Raw genomic sequence first — 17,420 nt, forward strand, 5'->3', positions numbered from 1 at the left:
AATGAAAAAATGACACTTTATAATTTTTATATTAAAGTTTCTAATATTTCTAGTAATTCTTTAAATCTTGACATTGTATCTTCCATTGGCTTTGGTGTTATCATATCCACACCTGCATCTTTTATTGCATCTATTGGATATTTACTACCTCCATCTTTTAGGAACCCTTTATACTTATCAACAGCACTCTGCCCCTCTTCTAAAATAGATTTAGCAAAAGCTGATGCAGCACAGTATCCTGTTGCATACTGATAAACATAAAAATCAGAATAGAAATGTGGAATTCTTGCCCACTCTATTTCTATTTCCTTATCAACTATCATTTCATCACCAAAATACTTTTTATTTAAATCAAACCATATTGAATTAAGTTCTGTAGCAGTAAGTGCTTCACCTGATTCTATAGACTCATGTATTGTAAGTTCAAAACTTGCAAACATAATTTGTCTAAATACAGTTGTTCTAATTTGCTCTAACTCTTGATTTACTAAATATAATTTTTTCTCTTTATCTCTCTCATTATTTATTAAATCATTAATTAGTAGTATTTCATTTGTAGTAGATGCAATCTCTGCACTAAATAATGTATATGAAGAATACATATAAGGTTGAGTTTTTCTTGAATAATATGAATGTATTGAATGTCCCATTTCATGAGCAAGCGTACTAACATCATTTAAATCATGATTATAATTTAATAAAACATATGGCATTGTATCAAATGATCCACTTGAATATGCGCCTGTTCTTTTCCCTTTGTTCTCAAAAACATCTACCCATCCATTATTAACACCTTCATCAAATATACCTATATACTCACTACCTAATGGTTTTAAACCTTTTTTAACAAGTTCTATTGCCTCTTCATAGCTTATTGAAGCTTTAGGAGTATCTACTACTGGTACATACAAATCATACATATGAATATCAGAAAGCCCAAGTAATTTCTTTTTTATACCTACATATTTATGTAGTAAATCTAAATTACTCTCTACACTCTTAACTGCATTATAATAAACATCTAAGGGAATATTATTAGGCTTTAATGAACACTCTAATGAATTCTTATACTTTCTTGTCTTTGCATTAAATATATAAGCTTTTAGTGAACTTGTAAGACTTGTCGCTATTGTATTCTCATACTTTTTATATGCAGCAAATAATGATTCAAATGATTGCTTTCTTACTTCTCTATCATTACTTCTTATAAAGTTTCCATAGCTACCTTCTGTAAGTGCTACTTCATTTCCATTCTCATCTTTTATACTATCAAAAGTTAATTCTGCATTAGTTAAGATTTCATATATATTCTCAGGTGCACTCAAGCAATCTGAAACACTTGCTAATATCTCTTCTATCTCTTTTGTTAGAATATGAGCTTTTTCTTTAAATATATCCTTTATAAGAAAATCATATATTTTAAGTTCATCATTTTCTGCAACTAAAGATAATACCTCGCCCTCATCATATGATAAAAGCTCTGGTTCAAAAAATGATGTATAGCTAGAAAATTCTGCATAAAAACTTTCTATTTTTGATGATAAAGCTTGAAATTCAGTATTTGCTGTATCCTCATCACTTTTCATACTTGCATAAACATATAGTTTTTTTAATTTTCTAGCCTCAATTTCATAAAGTTTTAAATATCCTAAAAGTCCCTCTACTGAAAGTAATTTACCTTCAAACTTCTTCAGCTCTACAGAATCTTTTTTCAAAGCTTCAAAATCATAATTCCATGCATCTACGCTTATATATATTTTTTCAACTGCCCATTTATAATCCTTAGCTATCTCTTCTCTTTTTTTAGTCCCACTCATAAATTCCCCTCCTCTTTATAATTTCACGTAAGTATATTATTTATATTCTTCTTCTTTACCTTCTATATCTAAAAATACTTTTTTCATATTTACATCTATGAGATTACAAATCTCATTTATTATTGCTCTCATTTTTTCATGATCTATTTCTTCTTCATATTTAAATTTTATTAACCATGTAGGATTATATTCTTCCTCATCATCCTCTATGTTATATCCAAGCGCTGTAAAAGCTTCAACATTAAACAAATCAAATATAGCAGAAAACTCCCATTCTTCAACATCTCTTTTAGTGTTAAATACTACATTTACTTCCTCTTTATATACAAATAATCTTCTTACATACTCCGCACCTTCCTCAACTGAAAAGCTACCTAAGTTCTTTCCTAAAAATCCTGTTTCATTATCCTTTTCCATTAATACTAATGATGAAAAATCCATTTATATCTTCCTCTCTTTTCTATAATTTAATAGTAAATTACCTTTTAAATTAAAATTTACCTTTATCTTAACATATTAACAACATAAAGTTTATTTTTCAATTAAAACAATTATTTTAACTAATTATAAAGTATGTTAAAATTATATTTGTAAATATTTTACAAAAGGAGGTAAATAATGTCTAAAAACAACAAAAAACTATTACTATTATTATTAACCATAATCATATCTTATATTTCACTAAATAAGCTTTACATAACTATTAAATGTAATACTTCTGAAAAAGCTTTAATTTATCATTCAAAAAATAACAAAAGTTATAATATTCAAGAAGTTCTTGATTCAGCATTAACTTTTTCTAGTGATGATTTAGTTATCTATAATATTAAAACTATCACAAAAGATAATTTTGAATATGAAGAATGTTATAATATAAAATTAAAAAAAGGAACTCTCTTTTGGAGTTTAGATTCTATTTCAATAAACAATTAACCCTTTTGATATTTATTTGCAAACTCTTTGCATTTGATTGTATAATATAACTTGCACTAATAATATAACTTAAGTAGGGAGTTGATTATATTGATTCAAATTAAAGATTTGTATTTTTCATATAATGGTTCTAAACCATATAATTTAGAAGATATTAATATAAATTTACCAAAAGAAAATTATATTTCAATAGTTGGTGAAAATGGAAGTTGTAAAACTACTCTTTTAAAGCTTATCCTTGGATACTTAAAACCTCAAAAAGGATTTATAAAAAAAGATTTTAAAAGAATCGGCTATGTTCCTCAAAGAATGGAAAACTTCAATTCAGAATTTGCTATTACAGTAAATGAAATTTTAAAATGTCATTTAAAAGCTTTGAAAATTAAAGATAAATCTGAAATAGATAAAGTTCTTTCATTTGTAAATATGAATGAATTTAAGAATAGATTAATAGGAAGCCTTTCAGGTGGCCAACAGCAAAGAATCTTTATCGCTAGAGCATTAATTGGATCTCCTGATCTATTAGTTTTAGATGAACTTTCAACTGGTGTTGATGAAAAAACTCAAAATGAGATTTATTCATTAATCGCAACACTTACAAAAGAAAACAAAATAACAGTGGTATCAGTTGAACACAATAAAGAAAAAGCAATAAAATACTCTTCATTAATACTAGAACTAAAATTTGGAAGCGCTACTTTATACACTAAAGAAGACTACCTTTTGTATTATGATGAAAACTTAAGGAAGGTTAATTAAATTATGTTAGATATTTTTCAAATTGAATTTATGAGGCATGCTTTTATGGCAGGTATTATTATATCTGTTTTATGCCCTTGTATAGGATTATTTTTAGTACTTAAACGTTATTCAATGATAGGGGATACTCTTTCTCACTCATCATTTGCAGGAGTTGCAATAGGACTTACTGCTGGTTTAAATCCACTATTAACAGCTTTTATATTTACAACTCTATGTGCTGTTGTTATAGAAGTTCTTAGGACTTACTTTAAAAAATATTCAGAACTTGTTATGTCTATTATACTAACACTTAGTCTTGGTATAGCAATAGTTTTAGTTAGTTCTGGAAAAACCTCAGCTAAAGTTGACTCCTACCTATTTGGTAGTATTCTTACTGTATCACAGGGTGATTTAATCATAATAGGACTTGTAGCAATTGCATGTTTTATTGGTATATTCCTTATCTATGATAAGCTTGTATATACTACTTTTGATGAAGAAGGTGCTAAAGTTTCTGGAATAAATACAAAATTAATAAATTACATCTTTACAATAATGGTAGGTGCTACTATTTCTGTTTCTATAAGAGTAATGGGGATTTTAGTTATATCTTCTATTATAGTATTGCCAGTTGCTACAGCTATGCAATTTAAGCAAGGCTTTACTAAAACATTATTTATGTCTATGTTTGTAGGATTTATAGATATTGTTATTGGACTTTTTGGCTCATACTATTATGATAGTGCCCCTGGTGGAACTATTGCGTTAACAAGTGTAGCTATTCTTGTAATTGCACTTATTATAAATAGGAAAAAACTCTAGCTTTTAATAGCTAGAGTTTTTTTATTCCTCTGAACAATCTTTACATAAACCTTTTAATTGAAGTTTGTGCTCTGTTAGTTTAAATCCAGTTTGATCCTTCAACAATTTTTCTATCTGATTCATAGGACATGCAACTTCTATTTCTTTATGACACAAACTACATTCAACTGTATGATTATGTTTATGCCTTTTTATAGTATATGTACCTGTTCCATCAGCTGTAAATACTTTATCAACCATTTCATGTTTTTCAAATAATTCTAAAGTTCTATAGACTGTTGATAAATTCAAATCTTCTTCTTTTTTACACTCTTTGTATATTTCATCTACTGTAAGATTCTCTTCTGTATTTAATAATAAGTCATAAATAAGAACTCTGCCTTTTGTGACTTTTATATTTTTAACCTTTAAAACTTTCTTTATTTCCATATTATTAACTCCTAAAATCAATACTATTTACACTATTATATCATAAATAAAATTATTTTTTCAAATTTAAACTATAACTTAATAAATCTCCATTCTATTAGCATAGTCTATTTAAAGGTTTTCATGTTAAAAATATTTTATTTTTGGATAATATATTCATTTTCCCTTTGATTTTCTAATAAATATGTTGTATATTAGTATATGTGCTATTCATTTTTTATATAGTGTAGCACATATAAGTGTAATTTAAAGGAGAGTATTTTGTATGAATTGTATTATTGCTCAATCAGGTGGTCCAACATCTGTTATAAATTCAAGTGTTTATGGGGTTGTTAAAGAAAACTTCAATTTAAAAATATATGATAATGTTTATGGTGGATTAAATGGTATAGAAGGTATTCTTGAGAAGAAAATAATAAACTTATCCTCAATGGACCAAGATAGACTTGAGACATTCAAAAACTCACCTTCTTCTGGACTTGGGTCTTGTAGATATAAACTTAAAGATTTTAATAATACAGAGGAAGAATATATTAAATTAATGGAAATTTTGGAAAACTTAAAAGTTTCTACTTTCTTTTATGTTGGTGGAAATGATTCAATGGATACAACTGCTAAGCTTAGCGCATATGCTAAACTTAAAGATATAGATATAAAATTCATAGGAATTCCTAAAACAATTGATAATGATTTGAAATATACAGACCACACACCTGGTTTTGGTAGTGCTGGTAGATTTATTTCTACTTCTGTTTTAGAAAGTTATCTTGATTCAAAAGTTTATAGTAATAATGGTATTTTTATTCTAGAAGCAATGGGCAGAGATACTGGTTGGCTTGCATCTACTGCTGCACTTGCACATATCAATGGCAAGCCTTGTGCTGATCTTATATACTTACCAGAAATTTCTTTTTGCAAAGAAAAATTTTTAAAAGATGTAAAAGCTTTATTTAAGGAAAATAATCATGTTTATATAGTTGCCTCTGAAGGAATTAGAGATGCTATGGGAACTTTTGTTGCTGAAACTGAAAGTCCTTGTCATGATAATTTTGGACATGCACAGCTTGGTGGAGTCGGTGCTACCCTTAGAAGTTTAATTATAAATGCTGGAATTACAGATAGAGTAAAATCTTTAGAACTTGGTGTTCTACAAAGATGTGCAATGCATTGTTCATCTAAAGTAGATTTATTTGAAGCTGAAATGGTTGGTAGAGCTGCTTTAAGTTACTCTGATGACTGTGAATCTGGTCTTATGGTTGGAATAAAAAGACTTAATCACCCAATCTATAAATCAGAATCATTTTTAATAGATGCTAAAAAGGTTGCTAATAATGTAAAGTACTTCCCTAGCCACTGGATTAATGAAGAGGGTAATGGAATAACATCTGATGCTATAGCCTATCTCTCACCGCTTATTAATGACTCTAACATGGCGAGTGATGAAACTCACCTTCCAATTTACGATAGCTTTGCTATATAACTCTAAGAGGCAAGTAGATACAAATTTCTACTTGCCTCTTTTTAGTATATAATTTTATTTGTAGCTATATATTCTAAAGAATTTAAAAATTCATCTATTTCATAAATATCATTATATAATCCAAGACTTATTCTAACAAGCCCTGGTCTTTGTAGTTCTTCATCGTATAAATATTTTTTAGTTTCCTCATCACTTAAACCAAGTAACCTTTTAACATATGAATGAGCACAAAAACAACCATCTCGAACTGCAATTTCTCTAATATATGATAATTCTTTTGCAACCGTTGCATGATCTTTATTCTTCAAGTTAATACTTAATAACGAAAGTCTATTTTCACACTCTGCACATCCATATTCTATTATATTAGGTATTCTTCTAACGCCATTAAATAAATAATCTCGCATTTTATTCTCATGAGCCTCAATATTATCAAGCCCTAATTCTTTTAATTTAGCCATTGAACTAATTATTCCTATTACACCAAAATAATTTGGTGTCCCAGCTTCATAAGAATGTGGAACATGGCCCCAATATTCTTCTTTATCAAAAACAATATTTACAGCACCACCACCTCGCAGGAATGGTCTTTTATCTTTTATTAGATCTTTTTTACCAACTATTACTCCTGACCCAAAAGGTGCATACATTTTATGCCCTGAAAATACTATAAAATCCAAATATTCTCCATCTGCTTTCCCTAAAATATCAATGTATTTATGTGCAACAATCTGTGCTGCATCTACTACTATAACTGCTCCATATTTGTGTGCTAATTTTGCTATTCTATTAACTGGGTTAGTATATCCTGTTACATTTGATGCCCCAGTAATAGTAACTACTTTTATATTATTACCTCTTAGTAACTCTTCTAAATTATCAATTATCAGCTTTCCATCTTTATCTGTTTCAAGATATAAGACTTCTGCCTTCGCTCTCCAAGGAAGGTCATTTGCATGGTGCTCCATCCTTGTACACAAGACTTCATCTTTTTTGCTATCTAAAAGTGTATCTGCTAAAAGATTTATTCCCTCTGTTGTATTTTTTACATATATGACAGTATAATTATCTGATTCTTCTAAATCAAAAAAATCAAGAACGGCATCTCTAGAAAACTCATAGACCTCAGTAGTTTCCAAACTTTTCATTCCTGCCCCTCTACCTATCGACCCATACGTTTCCATATAGGCATTAATATTCTCTTTAACTATTTTAAGGGGTGGTGTTGTTGCTGCATTATCAAAGTTTATTGGTATTATTTTACTACCATCACTCCTCTTAACCTCATAATCCACTCCTACAAAAAGTTCTCTATATCCTTTATTATCATCCTTCATAGTATTACCTCCACTATATTCTATTCTAACTAGCAATATTTAGTTCACTTAATATTATTAAAAATAACCTTTTAAATTTGTATTTAATGCTAGTTGTTAGTATAATTATTTTATTATTTATATTAGTCTTATATCTAATATAGAAAAGGAGTTATTAAAATATGATTGTTTTAAGTTGTAAAAATATTAAAAAAAGTTTTGGAATAGATGAAGTTTTAAGAGATATTACTTTTGGTATAAACGAAGGTGATAAAGTTGGTCTTATTGGTGGTAATGGTGAGGGTAAATCTACCCTATTTAAAATATTAACTAAACAGTCATCATCTGATTCTGGTGAATTATTTATAGATAGAAGTAAAACTATTGGTTATCTTTCTCAAAATTTAGCCCTTAACGAATCTATTACTATATATGATGAAATGTTATCTATTTTTTCAAAAATTACAGACCTTGAAAAAAGACTTATAATACTTGAAGAAAAAATGAATGAACCTTATGACATCGCTAAAGAAGAATATCACAATAAACTTATAAAAGAATATACTACATCTCAAGAAATTCTAGAAAATATAGGTGGATATACTTATAAAGGAGAAATCTCAAGAGTTTTAAAAGGACTTGGATTTTTTGAAAATGATTATGCTACACAAATATCAACTTTAAGTGGTGGACAAAAAACTAGAGTTGCTTTATGTAAACTTCTTTTATCTAAACCAGATATACTTCTACTTGATGAACCTACTAACCATCTTGATTTAAATGCTATAGAATGGCTTGAGGAATACTTAACAAATTATAAAGGAACTATTTTTGTTATATCTCATGATAGATTCTTCCTTGATGCTATTACAAATGCAACATATGAACTTATGAATGGAAAAATAAGTACATATAATGCTAGTTATACTAAATTTTTAGCACTTAGAGAAAAAGATTTAGAAGCTAAAGTAAAAGCTTATAAACTGCAACAAGTAGAAATCAAACGTCAAGAGGATATAATTGAAAAGTTCCGTTCATTTAATAGAGAAAAAAGTATTAAAGCTGCTGAAAGTCGTGAAAAAGTTCTTGATAAAATGGATAGGCTTGACGCTCCAGAGCTTGCAAGACGTGCTACAAGAATAAAATTTGAAACTGAAGTAACAAGTGGAAATGATGTTCTTGCGATAAATGATTTAAAAAAGAGTTTTGGTACTAAACAATTATTTGAAAATATTTCATTTGAAGTTAAGCGTGGCGAACAAGTTGCTCTAATTGGTGAAAATGGTAGAGGTAAAACTACTTTACTTAAAATCTTACTTGGAAAAATCGAACCCGATTCTGGAGTATGTGCTATTGGTAGAAATGTTACTCTTGGTTACTATGATCAAGAACAGTCAGACCTTAACCTTGAAAAAACTATAATTGATGAAATTTGGGATGCCTTCCCCAAAATGACCACAACTGAACTTAGAAATGCACTTGCATCTTTCCTATTTACAGGTGATGATGTCTTTAAAGAAATTTCTCTTTTAAGTGGTGGAGAAAAGTGTAGAATTAATCTTTTAAAGCTAATGTTATCTAAGCCTAATTTTCTGCTTTTAGATGAGCCTACTAACCATCTAGATATAATGTCTAGAGAAGCCCTAGAAGATGCTATTTTAAGCTATAACGGAACTTTAGTAGTTATTTCTCACGATAGATACTTTTTAAACAAAGTTATCACTAAAATTTTAGAGCTTGAGGAAAATTCTATAAATACTTATCTTGGAAATTATAGTTACTATGCTGAGAAGAAAGAAAATCCTAATAGATTTGAAACTTTTGACACATCTGATGGTAATAAAACTAAAACTCAAGTTAAAGATGAAAGAAAAAAGAAAAAAGAACAAGAAAAATTAACAAAAGCTAGTAAAAATAAAATTAAAAATATAGAAAAAGAAATTTCTGATCTTGAGGAAAAGCTTGAACTTTTGCAAGAAGATTTATGTAAAGAAGAAGTTTATTCAAATCCTACTGAAAGTGAAAGAGTTAATAAAGATATCTCTTCTAATGAAGATTTACTTGCATCACTTTATCAGACTTGGGAAGAATTACAAATAGAAGAATAACCAAAAGAAGGTGGGATAATCCCACCTTCTTTTAAAATAAAAAAATTATTATTAATAAATGTTATTTTATCTTCTACAACAATATTTACAAAGAACTTTCTTAACTGCATCTTCTGCTGCCTTATCAATCATTTTCTTTAAACATCTATCCATTTGTCTTAATTTATTTATAACATATACTCTTTGGCATTTTGTGCTATCTGTTATACAAAACTCTCTACCTGGATAATATTCAGGACATTCAAATACACACTCATCTACAACCTGTTGTATTCTGTATAATCCATTTTCTAAACAATTAAATTCAACTTTTCCCTTACAATCAGTTTTTTTGCTTGATACTAACTTCTCACAACCATCCTCAATTAAATATAAGTTAAACGGAACTCCACTTATTGGATCTCCATCAGAACAGTTTAACAAAGAAAAAACCTCAACTCTTCCCATTGATGGTAGTGGTTTATAAGTTGGTCTACAACAGCTCATACAACTTGTATCTATTGTATCTTCTAAACAACAATCTTCCTCTGGTTCGTTATTTGCACATTCACAATTATCAATCCATTCACTAGGATTTTGACAATTCATATATTCTTCAAAGTTCATAACTTTACCTCCTTAGTAAATTTTAAATATTACGACCTTTACTTAATATATATATATGAATGTGACTTACTTAGGGTGATAGTTTTTTTATTTTTCCTTATTATTATCTATAATTTTTTCTGCAAGCCTTCTATACATATTAGCTTTATTAATAAGTGTTGTAACCATTATCACATCTTGCTCTTTTTCATCACTCACAAAATCATTTTTCATCTTATTCTCTATACTTTCGACTTCTTTTTGAAAGTCATATGCATTTTTAGTGTTCATTGCTAAATAGCTATTATAAATTCCATCTAAATTTATCTCTTTATTATCTGCAAAACTCGTAACTACACATTCTACTACGTCTTTAATATCAGAAATCGAAAGCCCTCCTTTTAATTGATAAATTATGCTCATTAAAATTATATGCTCTTTAGTATACTTTTTTTTAGTTACAGGCATCAATAATTTACCCTTCACATAATTATTAATCATTGTTTTTGTTAGTATTTTATCTTCTTGAGTTCTTTTATAATTATCTAATTTAGATTCAAATAATTGTATGACTTGGTCCATATATAAATCTATTTCTGGTATTTCTTTAAGCTCTATATTATCTAGTAAATTTAACTCTTCTATATTTTTTTCTAACATTCTCATTTCAACACCTCTTGATGTAGTTTTTAAAACTATCTTTAGGCTTAATTATATCAGAAAAAATAAATTTTACTTTATCTTTTATAAACTTTTTTAAAATAATATTGACAACAAAGCTTTTTTATCAGATAATCATATTATAACGACATGTAGTTTTGAAAACTACATGTCGAAATCTAGGTATTTATAAAAGGGGATGTTTTTGTGAATAATAATCATTTTAGAGAACCAATAAATGGATTTACTCATTTAATTGGTGCCATTTTTTCTTTAATAGCTCTTATAGCTATGCTTATAAAAGTTACTACTTTAAATTTAAATATAGGTCTAGCACTTACTTCTGCTGCTATTTTTGGAATAAGTCTTATTTTACTTTATAGCGCATCTGCTACCTATCATTTAGTAATGGCAAAAGATTCTACTATAGCCTTCCTTAGACGACTAGACCATTCAATGATATTTATCTTGATAGGTGGAACTTATATTCCTTTTTGCCTTTTAGTCTTACAAGGTACTACTAGAATTGTTTTTACAACCATAATCATAGTTTTAACAGTAGCTGGTATCTTATTTAAAATGGTTTGGTTTAGTTGCCCTAGATGGTTATCAACAGGTATCTATATTGGAATGGGATGGTTTGCTGTTTTCTTAATATCTCCTTTATATCATGAAATTTCATTAGCAGGTGTATTATGGCTTGTATCTGGTGGTATAGCTTATACTATTGGTGGGGTTATCTATGCTGTTAAACCTAAATTTCTTGAATTTAAATACCTTGGATTCCATGAGATTTTCCACTTGTTTATAATGGCTGGAAGTTTATTTCACTTTATATGTGTTTACTTCTACGTTTTTAGATAAAAAAAGATGCATTCAATTTGAATGCATCTTTTTATTTATAAGCTTTTACTTCATCAATAAAAGCTTTCATAGTATTAGATAAAAATTTATCTTGATGATATACAAACTTAAAATCTCTTTTAATTTTATCCATCCCCTCTATTACTACTTCTTCTAATACTCCACTCTCTATTTTCTTTTGTGCACATATGTATGGAACACAAGCTATTCCAAGACCAACTTCTACTACTTTTAAAATAGCTTCAGTACTACCAAGTTCCATCAATATATTATAATCAACTTGATTTGTTCTAAGATTGCTTTCAACAACGGTTCTTGTCCCACTACCTTCTTCTCTCATAATCAATGATAATTTTTTATCTCTATCTGCAATATGCTCTTTAGACTTTATAAAAATCAATTTATCTTTAATTATATTCTCTTCTATGAGCTCTAAGCATTTAACATCACCTTCTACAAAGGCTATATCAACTTCATTATCTATTATCATTTTTTCTATTGATGTAGTATTTTCAATTACAATTGAAATTTCCACATTAGCATTCTTAGTTAAAAAATGTTTAACTATCTTTGGAAGGATATATACTCCGATAGTAGTACTAGCCCCCACTCTAACTCTTCCGCTAATATTATTTTTTGTATTTTCTAAAGTAACTTTTACTTCATCATATAAGTTTAAAATTCTTTTAACATATTTCAAGTAAACTTCCCCCTCATAAGTTAAATGAATTCTTTTACCAATCCTATCAAATAAACTTACTCCGAGTTCTCTTTCCATTTCTTTTATAGCTTGACTAACTGATGGCTGACTTATATATAATTTTTTTCCAACCACTGTCATATTCAATGAATTTGCGGTTTCATAAAATATATTTAATTTTCTAAAATTCATAAAATTTACCCTCTAATCTTTTTTTATATCCTCAAAATCAACATCTATAACAGTTCCATTAAAGTTGTCCTCTTCATTGATTTCTTCTTCTTTTGTTTTTGTTTCTTCTTTCTCACCTGTACTAAACTTCGTACCTGCATCATTATCTTCTTTATACTGCTTTATTATCTTTTTCATTTTATATCTTGAATAAAACCAAATCCCTGCGATTAATATAATTATCACTGGCAATATTTTGAAAAATAATTTAGCCGCAACAACAATGACTATTATTGATATTATTATTTTTAATATACTCTTCATAACATCCCTTCACTTTCAGATATTTTTATTAATTATATCATAGTAAAAAGATTTTTAAAAATCTTAAAATTTTATTTATAATATTTAGACTTTATGTAAAAAATAATTATATAACTTTCAAGAAAAGAGGAATTAAAATGTTAAAAAAATTTATTTTTTGTTTTATATCACTAATAGTATTTTTAGGTTTTTCCAATAGTTTAGTATTCGCAGAGGAAACTACTAATGAAAAACTTATATATCTAACCTTTGATGATGGGTTATCCCCTCATATGACAGATACCTTTATAGAAATTTTAAATGAAGAAGGTGTTAAAGCTACCTTTTTTGTTATAGGAAATACTTTAGAGGACAATCAGCTTACCTTAAAAAAGTTAGTTGATTCTGGTCACGCACTAGGGCTTCATACATATTCGCATAAAGGTGATTTAATTTATAAATCTCGTAGTGCCTTTTTAGATGAGATGCTCAAAACTCAATCTATCATAAAAGATTTAACGGGTCTTACTGTAAATATAATTCGTTTTCCTTTTGGTAGTATAAATCATTATTTTAAGTTAAACCAAGAATGGATTGATATGTTACATGATAATAATATGAAAATTTATGATTGGAATGTTGACACTCATGATGGCGACCATTATGGAAATTCACCTTATAATATTTTCAAAGCCACAGTTGATACAAAAGATACTATAATCCTCCTTATGCACTGTACAGAACTTAATAAGAACTCTGCTAGTGCTTTAAAAGAAACCATTAAATATTATAAAGAACATGGCTATACATTTAAAGTAATAGATGATTCTACACCTGAAATGTATTCCTTTAAAAACAAAAAATAAGCTTTGGTTTCCAAAGCTTATTTCCCTTTTATAAATATTCTTTTTCTAACTTCTCTAATTTTTCTATATAAACTTGTGACCCTTCATTTTCAACAATAACACTAAATTTACTATTTAAACTATCTTTACTTTCTTTTGATAAATGTTTATCTGCAAATTCAAATACCACTTTGTCTTCTTTATGTATATGTCTTTCTAAAAGCCCTACATAACCCATAGCATTTGATATTATATCAAGCCTTGCTATATCATTTCCTAAATTAAAATCGTTTAGGCCAAGCTCTAAGTTTGTTACTAAAAGTCTTCCTTGGTCATGTTCAACTAACATTCCATATTGTATTGTTTTTCTTATAGCTTCTGGTAATTCTTTAATCATCATATCAAATAAATAATCTTCTTCTTTTTTATGATGAATTTTATCAGCATAATTTCTTATGCAATCTATAACAACATAAAAATCATCATAATTTTGTATATCATTTTGTAAAACTTGATAACTCATAGCCTTAATAACTTTTAATAATCTTTCTACATTTCTATGCTCACTTTTCAAAAATTCTATTGCATTCATAAAATACACCTCTTTTTGTCTATTTTTCTTCAAAAAATAAGAAGTAGCAAAAGCTACTCCTTATTTAACAATAAAAGTATTTTCACTTTCATCCTCTTCATTTTCATTATTGTTTTCATCTAAACTCTTTTTATATTTTTTGTCATAAACCAAAGATGCTATTAAAGCTGCACTAGCAACTGCTAGTAAAGTAGCTTTTCCTTTTTTTAACTTCATAATAATTCACCACCTCTTTTTATAACATATATATTAATCTTGGTTTAGTTTATTCACATTCCAATTAGTACTTGCAACTATTTCATTAATTTTTCCAAGACACATCTCAGGGTGTATTGTTTGCTCATGTGCTATTGTTAATACTGACATAGCAATTGCGAATTTAACAGTATCTTGTGTTGTTAAATTATTTAAATATCCATATCCCATTCCTGAAACAAATGAATCTCCCGCTCCTGTAACATTTATAACTTCTACTTTACCAGAGCTTATTTTTCCATATTCAATTCCATCATTATAGAATATTCCATCTGCATCAAGGCTTATAAATACTTTTTCAACACCAAGTGCTCTAAAGTTATTACTAGCCCTGATTAAATCTTCATCATCTATTATTGGGAACCCAGCTAATATTTCAGCTTCATGTCTATTAGGTTTTATTGTATGGAAATACTTAATAAGATGTTTTACACCATTAGCCTTCTCTGCTGATACAGGGTCTAAAATAAACTTTGTATCAAAGTTAGTTAAAAGGTACTCCATGATAACAGGGTTATCTGAATCTAAAACTACATACTCTGCATTTTCAATTATCTCCCTCTTAGTTTCTATGAACTCTGGGCTCATTCTATCTATACTCTTAACATCAACTACAGCTGAAACCATTTCTCCATATTCATCTAAAATAGCTAAATATGTTGGTGTAGTCATACCATCTAAAACTAATGAATCTGACATATCATATCCAAATTCTTCACCATGTCTCATCATTGCTTTTCCATTAGCATCATCACCTAAAATTGATATAAACTTTACATTAGCTTCAACTCTTGCCATGTTCTCAGCTATATTTCTACAAACACCACCAAATGACATCTTAACTTCTCCTGGTGTTGAATTATATGGTCGGTACTTAGCCTTACTAAATCCAAACACATCTACTATTGATACTCCAAATACTAAAATATATGGCTCTTTTCCTATGTTCATTAAAAAATTCCTCCTAGTTGCTATCCCATTCTACTTAAATTGATTAACTGACTCTATATATTCAAAGTCTTTTTCTTTTAATGTTTTTTCTAATTCTACTTTATCTATATTTAAATCATCACAAAGAGAATCTAAACTCGTGTAAAAATCTCTTAATTTCAAATTTACTATGCTTAATAACATATATGGATCCATTGTTTTATAATTATTTATCTCCATTTATATCTCCTCCATTCTAGCGTGACTTTATAATCATTATATACGACTTTCCTCTCTTCTACAAATGTTTAATACATAAAATATCCACAATTTTTATATATATTATTTCTGCTTTTTATTTTTTTGTTTTAAAATTAAAAATGCAGCAAATGTTATAAGTTCTACAATTGGAATTGTCATCCATACCCCTGTTAGTCCAAATAGTTTTGATAATATAATTACTAAAACAATTGTTAATATAAGTCCTCTAAAAGTTGATAGTATGAATGAACTTTTATTTTTTTGCATTGCTTGAAGATATGCAATACCTACTATATTTGCTCCCATTAAGATAAATGATATAAAGTATATTCTCATTCCATTAACTGTTATATTAACAAATTCACCAGTTTGACTTGTAAATATAGCAATTATTTGATTAGGTAGTAGAACTCCTATTAAACAAAATACTACTCCTATTATTAGTGATATTCTAAAACTTATTCTAAATAATGTATTTACTCTTTGACTCTCACCTGCACCATGATTTATACTTACAAGAGGCTGCATTCCTTGAGATATACCATTAAAGACTGCTAAGAATATAAGTGCTACATTAGCTATTATGCCATATGCAGATACTGCAACATTCCCTCCTATTGATAAAATTATATTATTGAAAATAATAATAACAAACCCCGCTGAAAGTTCTGTTACAAAACTTGGCATTCCATTTGAAATTATTTCTATTATTTTTTTTGCCTTTACAGCTTTAAATTCTATATGTAATGAATTGTTCTCACCAAAGAAATGGATAAACAATACTAAAACTCCTATTCCCTGAGCTATTGTTGTTGCAAGTGCTGCTCCTTCCATTCCCATATTAAGAGGATAGATAAATAAATAATCTAACATAATATTAGCTATATTTGTTACTATTATTGACATCATTGATAATTTAGGCGCTTTATCACTTCTAACAAATACATTTAAAATGTTAGATATTATAAATATAGCATTCCAATTTAAAATTACTTTTATATAATCTTTAACATATGGAAATGTTTCTGCACTAGCCCCAAGTAAATAACATATATTATCTATAAAGAAATAACCCACTATATTTAATATAATTATTACTGCTAGCGCTCCTATTAAAGAACTTGTAAAAATAGCATTTATTTTATGTTTTTTCTTCTGCCCTATCGCTATCGACAGAGCTGTAGCACCTCCAACGCCAAATGTCATTGCAACTGCATAATATAAATTAAACAATGGCACTGCTATGTTTAATGATGCAAGTCCTATTTCACCAAGTCGCCTGCCTATAAACATAGTATCAAAAAATATGCATACAGATAATCCAAGCATTCCACCAACCGAAGGTATCATATACTTCCACAAAAGAGCTGACTCTTTGTCCTTTAGTAAATCTAATTTAGCACTCATATTTTACCCCCTATATATTTAGTTTTCTTGAATTTTAGTTATCATTGCAACCTCTATAAGCTCTGATTTTGAAAAACCTTTTTTAAAATACCTAACCTGTTTATACTTTACATTATCCATCTCAAAATCTAAGACATCAATCCTATCCCCTTTATATATTAAAGGTTCTTTTTTCCCTTTTAAATAAATTTTCACTTCCAT

Annotated in this window: 21 protein-coding genes; 7 read left to right on the forward strand and 14 right to left on the reverse strand. The window is 28.0% G+C overall.

Going from position 1 to position 17,420, the window contains the following annotated elements:
- Positions 1 to 26 precede the first annotated feature (26 nt).
- Both pepF and Q0V24_RS02225 read right to left on the reverse strand, forming a co-directional pair.
- On the reverse strand, positions 27 to 1,817 hold the full coding sequence (pepF, locus tag Q0V24_RS02220) for an oligoendopeptidase F (RefSeq protein WP_297518325.1): 1,791 nt from the start codon (positions 1,815 to 1,817) through the stop codon (positions 27 to 29).
- 36 nt (positions 1,818 to 1,853) lie between these two features.
- Entirely contained in the window at positions 1,854 to 2,258 is a 405-nt protein-coding gene (locus tag Q0V24_RS02225) for a DUF6762 family protein (protein ID WP_297518328.1), read from the reverse strand.
- Positions 2,259 to 2,435: 177 nt separating this feature from the next.
- On the opposite strand from Q0V24_RS02225, the gene Q0V24_RS02230 reads away from it, so the two are divergent.
- The 3 genes from Q0V24_RS02230 (at position 2,436) to Q0V24_RS02240 (ending at position 4,313) form a co-directional block, all read left to right on the forward strand.
- Entirely contained in the window at positions 2,436 to 2,750 is a 315-nt protein-coding gene (locus Q0V24_RS02230) for a hypothetical protein (RefSeq protein ID WP_297518329.1), read from the forward strand.
- 90 nt (positions 2,751 to 2,840) lie between these two features.
- Positions 2,841 to 3,509: a metal ABC transporter ATP-binding protein gene (locus Q0V24_RS02235; protein ID WP_297518332.1), complete on the forward strand. Its 669-nt coding sequence runs from the start codon at positions 2,841 to 2,843 to the stop codon at positions 3,507 to 3,509.
- Positions 3,510 to 3,521: 12 nt separating this feature from the next.
- Positions 3,522 to 4,313 carry a metal ABC transporter permease gene (locus Q0V24_RS02240; RefSeq protein WP_297518452.1) on the forward strand — a complete coding sequence of 264 codons (792 nt, stop codon included), beginning with the start codon at positions 3,522 to 3,524 and terminating at the stop codon, positions 4,311 to 4,313.
- Positions 4,314 to 4,334: 21 nt separating this feature from the next.
- Here Q0V24_RS02240 and Q0V24_RS02245 read toward each other — a convergent pair whose 3' ends face one another.
- Positions 4,335 to 4,742 (reverse strand): Fur family transcriptional regulator, encoded by a 408-nt coding sequence (locus Q0V24_RS02245; protein WP_297518335.1) that lies wholly within the window; start codon positions 4,740 to 4,742, stop codon positions 4,335 to 4,337.
- 265 nt (positions 4,743 to 5,007) lie between these two features.
- Between Q0V24_RS02245 and Q0V24_RS02250 the strand changes: the two genes are divergently transcribed.
- Positions 5,008 to 6,222, forward strand: a complete 1,215-nt coding sequence (locus tag Q0V24_RS02250) for a 6-phosphofructokinase (protein WP_297518338.1) — start codon at positions 5,008 to 5,010, stop codon at positions 6,220 to 6,222.
- Between the two features lie 41 nt (positions 6,223 to 6,263).
- On the opposite strand, the gene Q0V24_RS02255 is transcribed toward Q0V24_RS02250, so the two are convergent.
- Positions 6,264 to 7,559: an aminotransferase class V-fold PLP-dependent enzyme gene (locus Q0V24_RS02255; protein WP_297518341.1), complete on the reverse strand. Its 1,296-nt coding sequence runs from the start codon at positions 7,557 to 7,559 to the stop codon at positions 6,264 to 6,266.
- A 161-nt stretch (positions 7,560 to 7,720) separates the two neighbouring features.
- Here Q0V24_RS02255 and abc-f point away from each other — a divergent pair, with 161 nt between their 5' ends.
- Positions 7,721 to 9,646: a ribosomal protection-like ABC-F family protein gene (gene abc-f / locus Q0V24_RS02260; protein WP_297518344.1), complete on the forward strand. Its 1,926-nt coding sequence runs from the start codon at positions 7,721 to 7,723 to the stop codon at positions 9,644 to 9,646.
- A gap of 66 nt (positions 9,647 to 9,712) precedes the next feature.
- Here abc-f and Q0V24_RS02265 read toward each other — a convergent pair whose 3' ends face one another.
- Complete coding sequence (locus Q0V24_RS02265; RefSeq protein WP_297518347.1) at positions 9,713 to 10,252, reverse strand: prealbumin-like fold domain-containing protein; 540 nt, start codon at positions 10,250 to 10,252, stop codon at positions 9,713 to 9,715.
- Positions 10,253 to 10,339: 87 nt separating this feature from the next.
- Positions 10,340 to 10,897: a DUF1836 domain-containing protein gene (locus Q0V24_RS02270; RefSeq protein ID WP_297518350.1), complete on the reverse strand. Its 558-nt coding sequence runs from the start codon at positions 10,895 to 10,897 to the stop codon at positions 10,340 to 10,342.
- Positions 10,898 to 11,098: 201 nt separating this feature from the next.
- On the opposite strand from Q0V24_RS02270, the gene Q0V24_RS02275 reads away from it, so the two are divergent.
- Entirely contained in the window at positions 11,099 to 11,755 is a 657-nt protein-coding gene (locus Q0V24_RS02275) for a hemolysin III family protein (protein WP_297518352.1), read from the forward strand.
- Between the two features lie 31 nt (positions 11,756 to 11,786).
- On the opposite strand, the gene Q0V24_RS02280 is transcribed toward Q0V24_RS02275, so the two are convergent.
- Positions 11,787 to 12,647, reverse strand: a complete 861-nt coding sequence (locus Q0V24_RS02280; RefSeq protein ID WP_297518354.1) for a LysR substrate-binding domain-containing protein — start codon at positions 12,645 to 12,647, stop codon at positions 11,787 to 11,789.
- A 12-nt stretch (positions 12,648 to 12,659) separates the two neighbouring features.
- A complete protein-coding gene (locus tag Q0V24_RS02285) occupies positions 12,660 to 12,950 on the reverse strand; it encodes a hypothetical protein (protein WP_297518356.1) in 291 nt (96 codons plus the stop codon).
- Between the two features lie 137 nt (positions 12,951 to 13,087).
- Between Q0V24_RS02285 and Q0V24_RS02290 the strand changes: the two genes are divergently transcribed.
- Positions 13,088 to 13,795: a polysaccharide deacetylase family protein gene (locus Q0V24_RS02290; RefSeq protein WP_297518358.1), complete on the forward strand. Its 708-nt coding sequence runs from the start codon at positions 13,088 to 13,090 to the stop codon at positions 13,793 to 13,795.
- A 28-nt stretch (positions 13,796 to 13,823) separates the two neighbouring features.
- On the opposite strand, the gene Q0V24_RS02295 is transcribed toward Q0V24_RS02290, so the two are convergent.
- The 6 genes from Q0V24_RS02295 to Q0V24_RS02320 all read right to left on the reverse strand — a co-directional run bounded on the left by Q0V24_RS02295 (position 13,824) and on the right by Q0V24_RS02320 (position 17,420).
- Complete coding sequence (locus tag Q0V24_RS02295; RefSeq protein ID WP_297518361.1) at positions 13,824 to 14,366, reverse strand: hemerythrin domain-containing protein; 543 nt, start codon at positions 14,364 to 14,366, stop codon at positions 13,824 to 13,826.
- Positions 14,367 to 14,426: 60 nt separating this feature from the next.
- Positions 14,427 to 14,582 carry a hypothetical protein gene (locus tag Q0V24_RS02300; protein WP_297518363.1) on the reverse strand — a complete coding sequence of 52 codons (156 nt, stop codon included), beginning with the start codon at positions 14,580 to 14,582 and terminating at the stop codon, positions 14,427 to 14,429.
- Positions 14,583 to 14,615: 33 nt separating this feature from the next.
- Positions 14,616 to 15,572, reverse strand: a complete 957-nt coding sequence (locus Q0V24_RS02305) for a carbohydrate kinase family protein (protein WP_297518365.1) — start codon at positions 15,570 to 15,572, stop codon at positions 14,616 to 14,618.
- 30 nt (positions 15,573 to 15,602) lie between these two features.
- The gene (locus Q0V24_RS02310) at positions 15,603 to 15,791 is read right to left on the reverse strand and encodes a DUF4250 domain-containing protein (protein ID WP_297518367.1); all 189 of its coding nucleotides are present in this window, start codon (positions 15,789 to 15,791) and stop codon (positions 15,603 to 15,605) included.
- Between the two features lie 102 nt (positions 15,792 to 15,893).
- Complete coding sequence (locus Q0V24_RS02315; protein WP_297518369.1) at positions 15,894 to 17,219, reverse strand: MATE family efflux transporter; 1,326 nt, start codon at positions 17,217 to 17,219, stop codon at positions 15,894 to 15,896.
- An 18-nt stretch (positions 17,220 to 17,237) separates the two neighbouring features.
- Entirely contained in the window at positions 17,238 to 17,420 is a 183-nt protein-coding gene (locus tag Q0V24_RS02320; RefSeq protein ID WP_297518371.1) for a hypothetical protein, read from the reverse strand.

The organism is uncultured Clostridium sp. (genome assembly GCF_947039605.1).
Lineage (GTDB): Bacteria > Bacillota > Clostridia > Clostridiales > Clostridiaceae > Sarcina.

Excerpts from the sequence above, each read along its gene's own strand:
- pepF (WP_297518325.1), bottom strand. The coding sequence starts at position 1,817 with ATGAGTGGGACTAAAAAAAGAGAAGAGATAGCTAAGGATTATAAATGG.
- Q0V24_RS02225 (WP_297518328.1), bottom strand. The coding sequence starts at position 2,258 with ATGGATTTTTCATCATTAGTATTAATGGAAAAGGATAATGAAACAGGA.
- Q0V24_RS02230 (WP_297518329.1), top strand. The coding sequence starts at position 2,436 with ATGTCTAAAAACAACAAAAAACTATTACTATTATTATTAACCATAATC.
- Q0V24_RS02245 (WP_297518335.1), bottom strand. The coding sequence starts at position 4,742 with ATGGAAATAAAGAAAGTTTTAAAGGTTAAAAATATAAAAGTCACAAAA.
- Q0V24_RS02250 (WP_297518338.1), top strand. The coding sequence starts at position 5,008 with ATGAATTGTATTATTGCTCAATCAGGTGGTCCAACATCTGTTATAAAT.
- Q0V24_RS02255 (WP_297518341.1), bottom strand. The coding sequence starts at position 7,559 with ATGAAGGATGATAATAAAGGATATAGAGAACTTTTTGTAGGAGTGGAT.
- abc-f (WP_297518344.1), top strand. The coding sequence starts at position 7,721 with ATGATTGTTTTAAGTTGTAAAAATATTAAAAAAAGTTTTGGAATAGAT.
- Q0V24_RS02265 (WP_297518347.1), bottom strand. The coding sequence starts at position 10,252 with ATGAACTTTGAAGAATATATGAATTGTCAAAATCCTAGTGAATGGATT.
- Q0V24_RS02270 (WP_297518350.1), bottom strand. The coding sequence starts at position 10,897 with ATGAGAATGTTAGAAAAAAATATAGAAGAGTTAAATTTACTAGATAAT.
- Q0V24_RS02280 (WP_297518354.1), bottom strand. The coding sequence starts at position 12,647 with ATGAATTTTAGAAAATTAAATATATTTTATGAAACCGCAAATTCATTG.
- Q0V24_RS02285 (WP_297518356.1), bottom strand. The coding sequence starts at position 12,950 with ATGAAGAGTATATTAAAAATAATAATATCAATAATAGTCATTGTTGTT.
- Q0V24_RS02290 (WP_297518358.1), top strand. The coding sequence starts at position 13,088 with ATGTTAAAAAAATTTATTTTTTGTTTTATATCACTAATAGTATTTTTA.
- Q0V24_RS02295 (WP_297518361.1), bottom strand. The coding sequence starts at position 14,366 with ATGAATGCAATAGAATTTTTGAAAAGTGAGCATAGAAATGTAGAAAGA.
- Q0V24_RS02300 (WP_297518363.1), bottom strand. The coding sequence starts at position 14,582 with ATGAAGTTAAAAAAAGGAAAAGCTACTTTACTAGCAGTTGCTAGTGCA.
- Q0V24_RS02305 (WP_297518365.1), bottom strand. The coding sequence starts at position 15,572 with ATGAACATAGGAAAAGAGCCATATATTTTAGTATTTGGAGTATCAATA.
- Q0V24_RS02310 (WP_297518367.1), bottom strand. The coding sequence starts at position 15,791 with ATGGAGATAAATAATTATAAAACAATGGATCCATATATGTTATTAAGC.
- Q0V24_RS02315 (WP_297518369.1), bottom strand. The coding sequence starts at position 17,219 with ATGAGTGCTAAATTAGATTTACTAAAGGACAAAGAGTCAGCTCTTTTG.
- Q0V24_RS02320 (WP_297518371.1), bottom strand. The coding sequence starts at position 17,420 with ATGGAAGTGAAAATTTATTTAAAAGGGAAAAAAGAACCTTTAATATAT.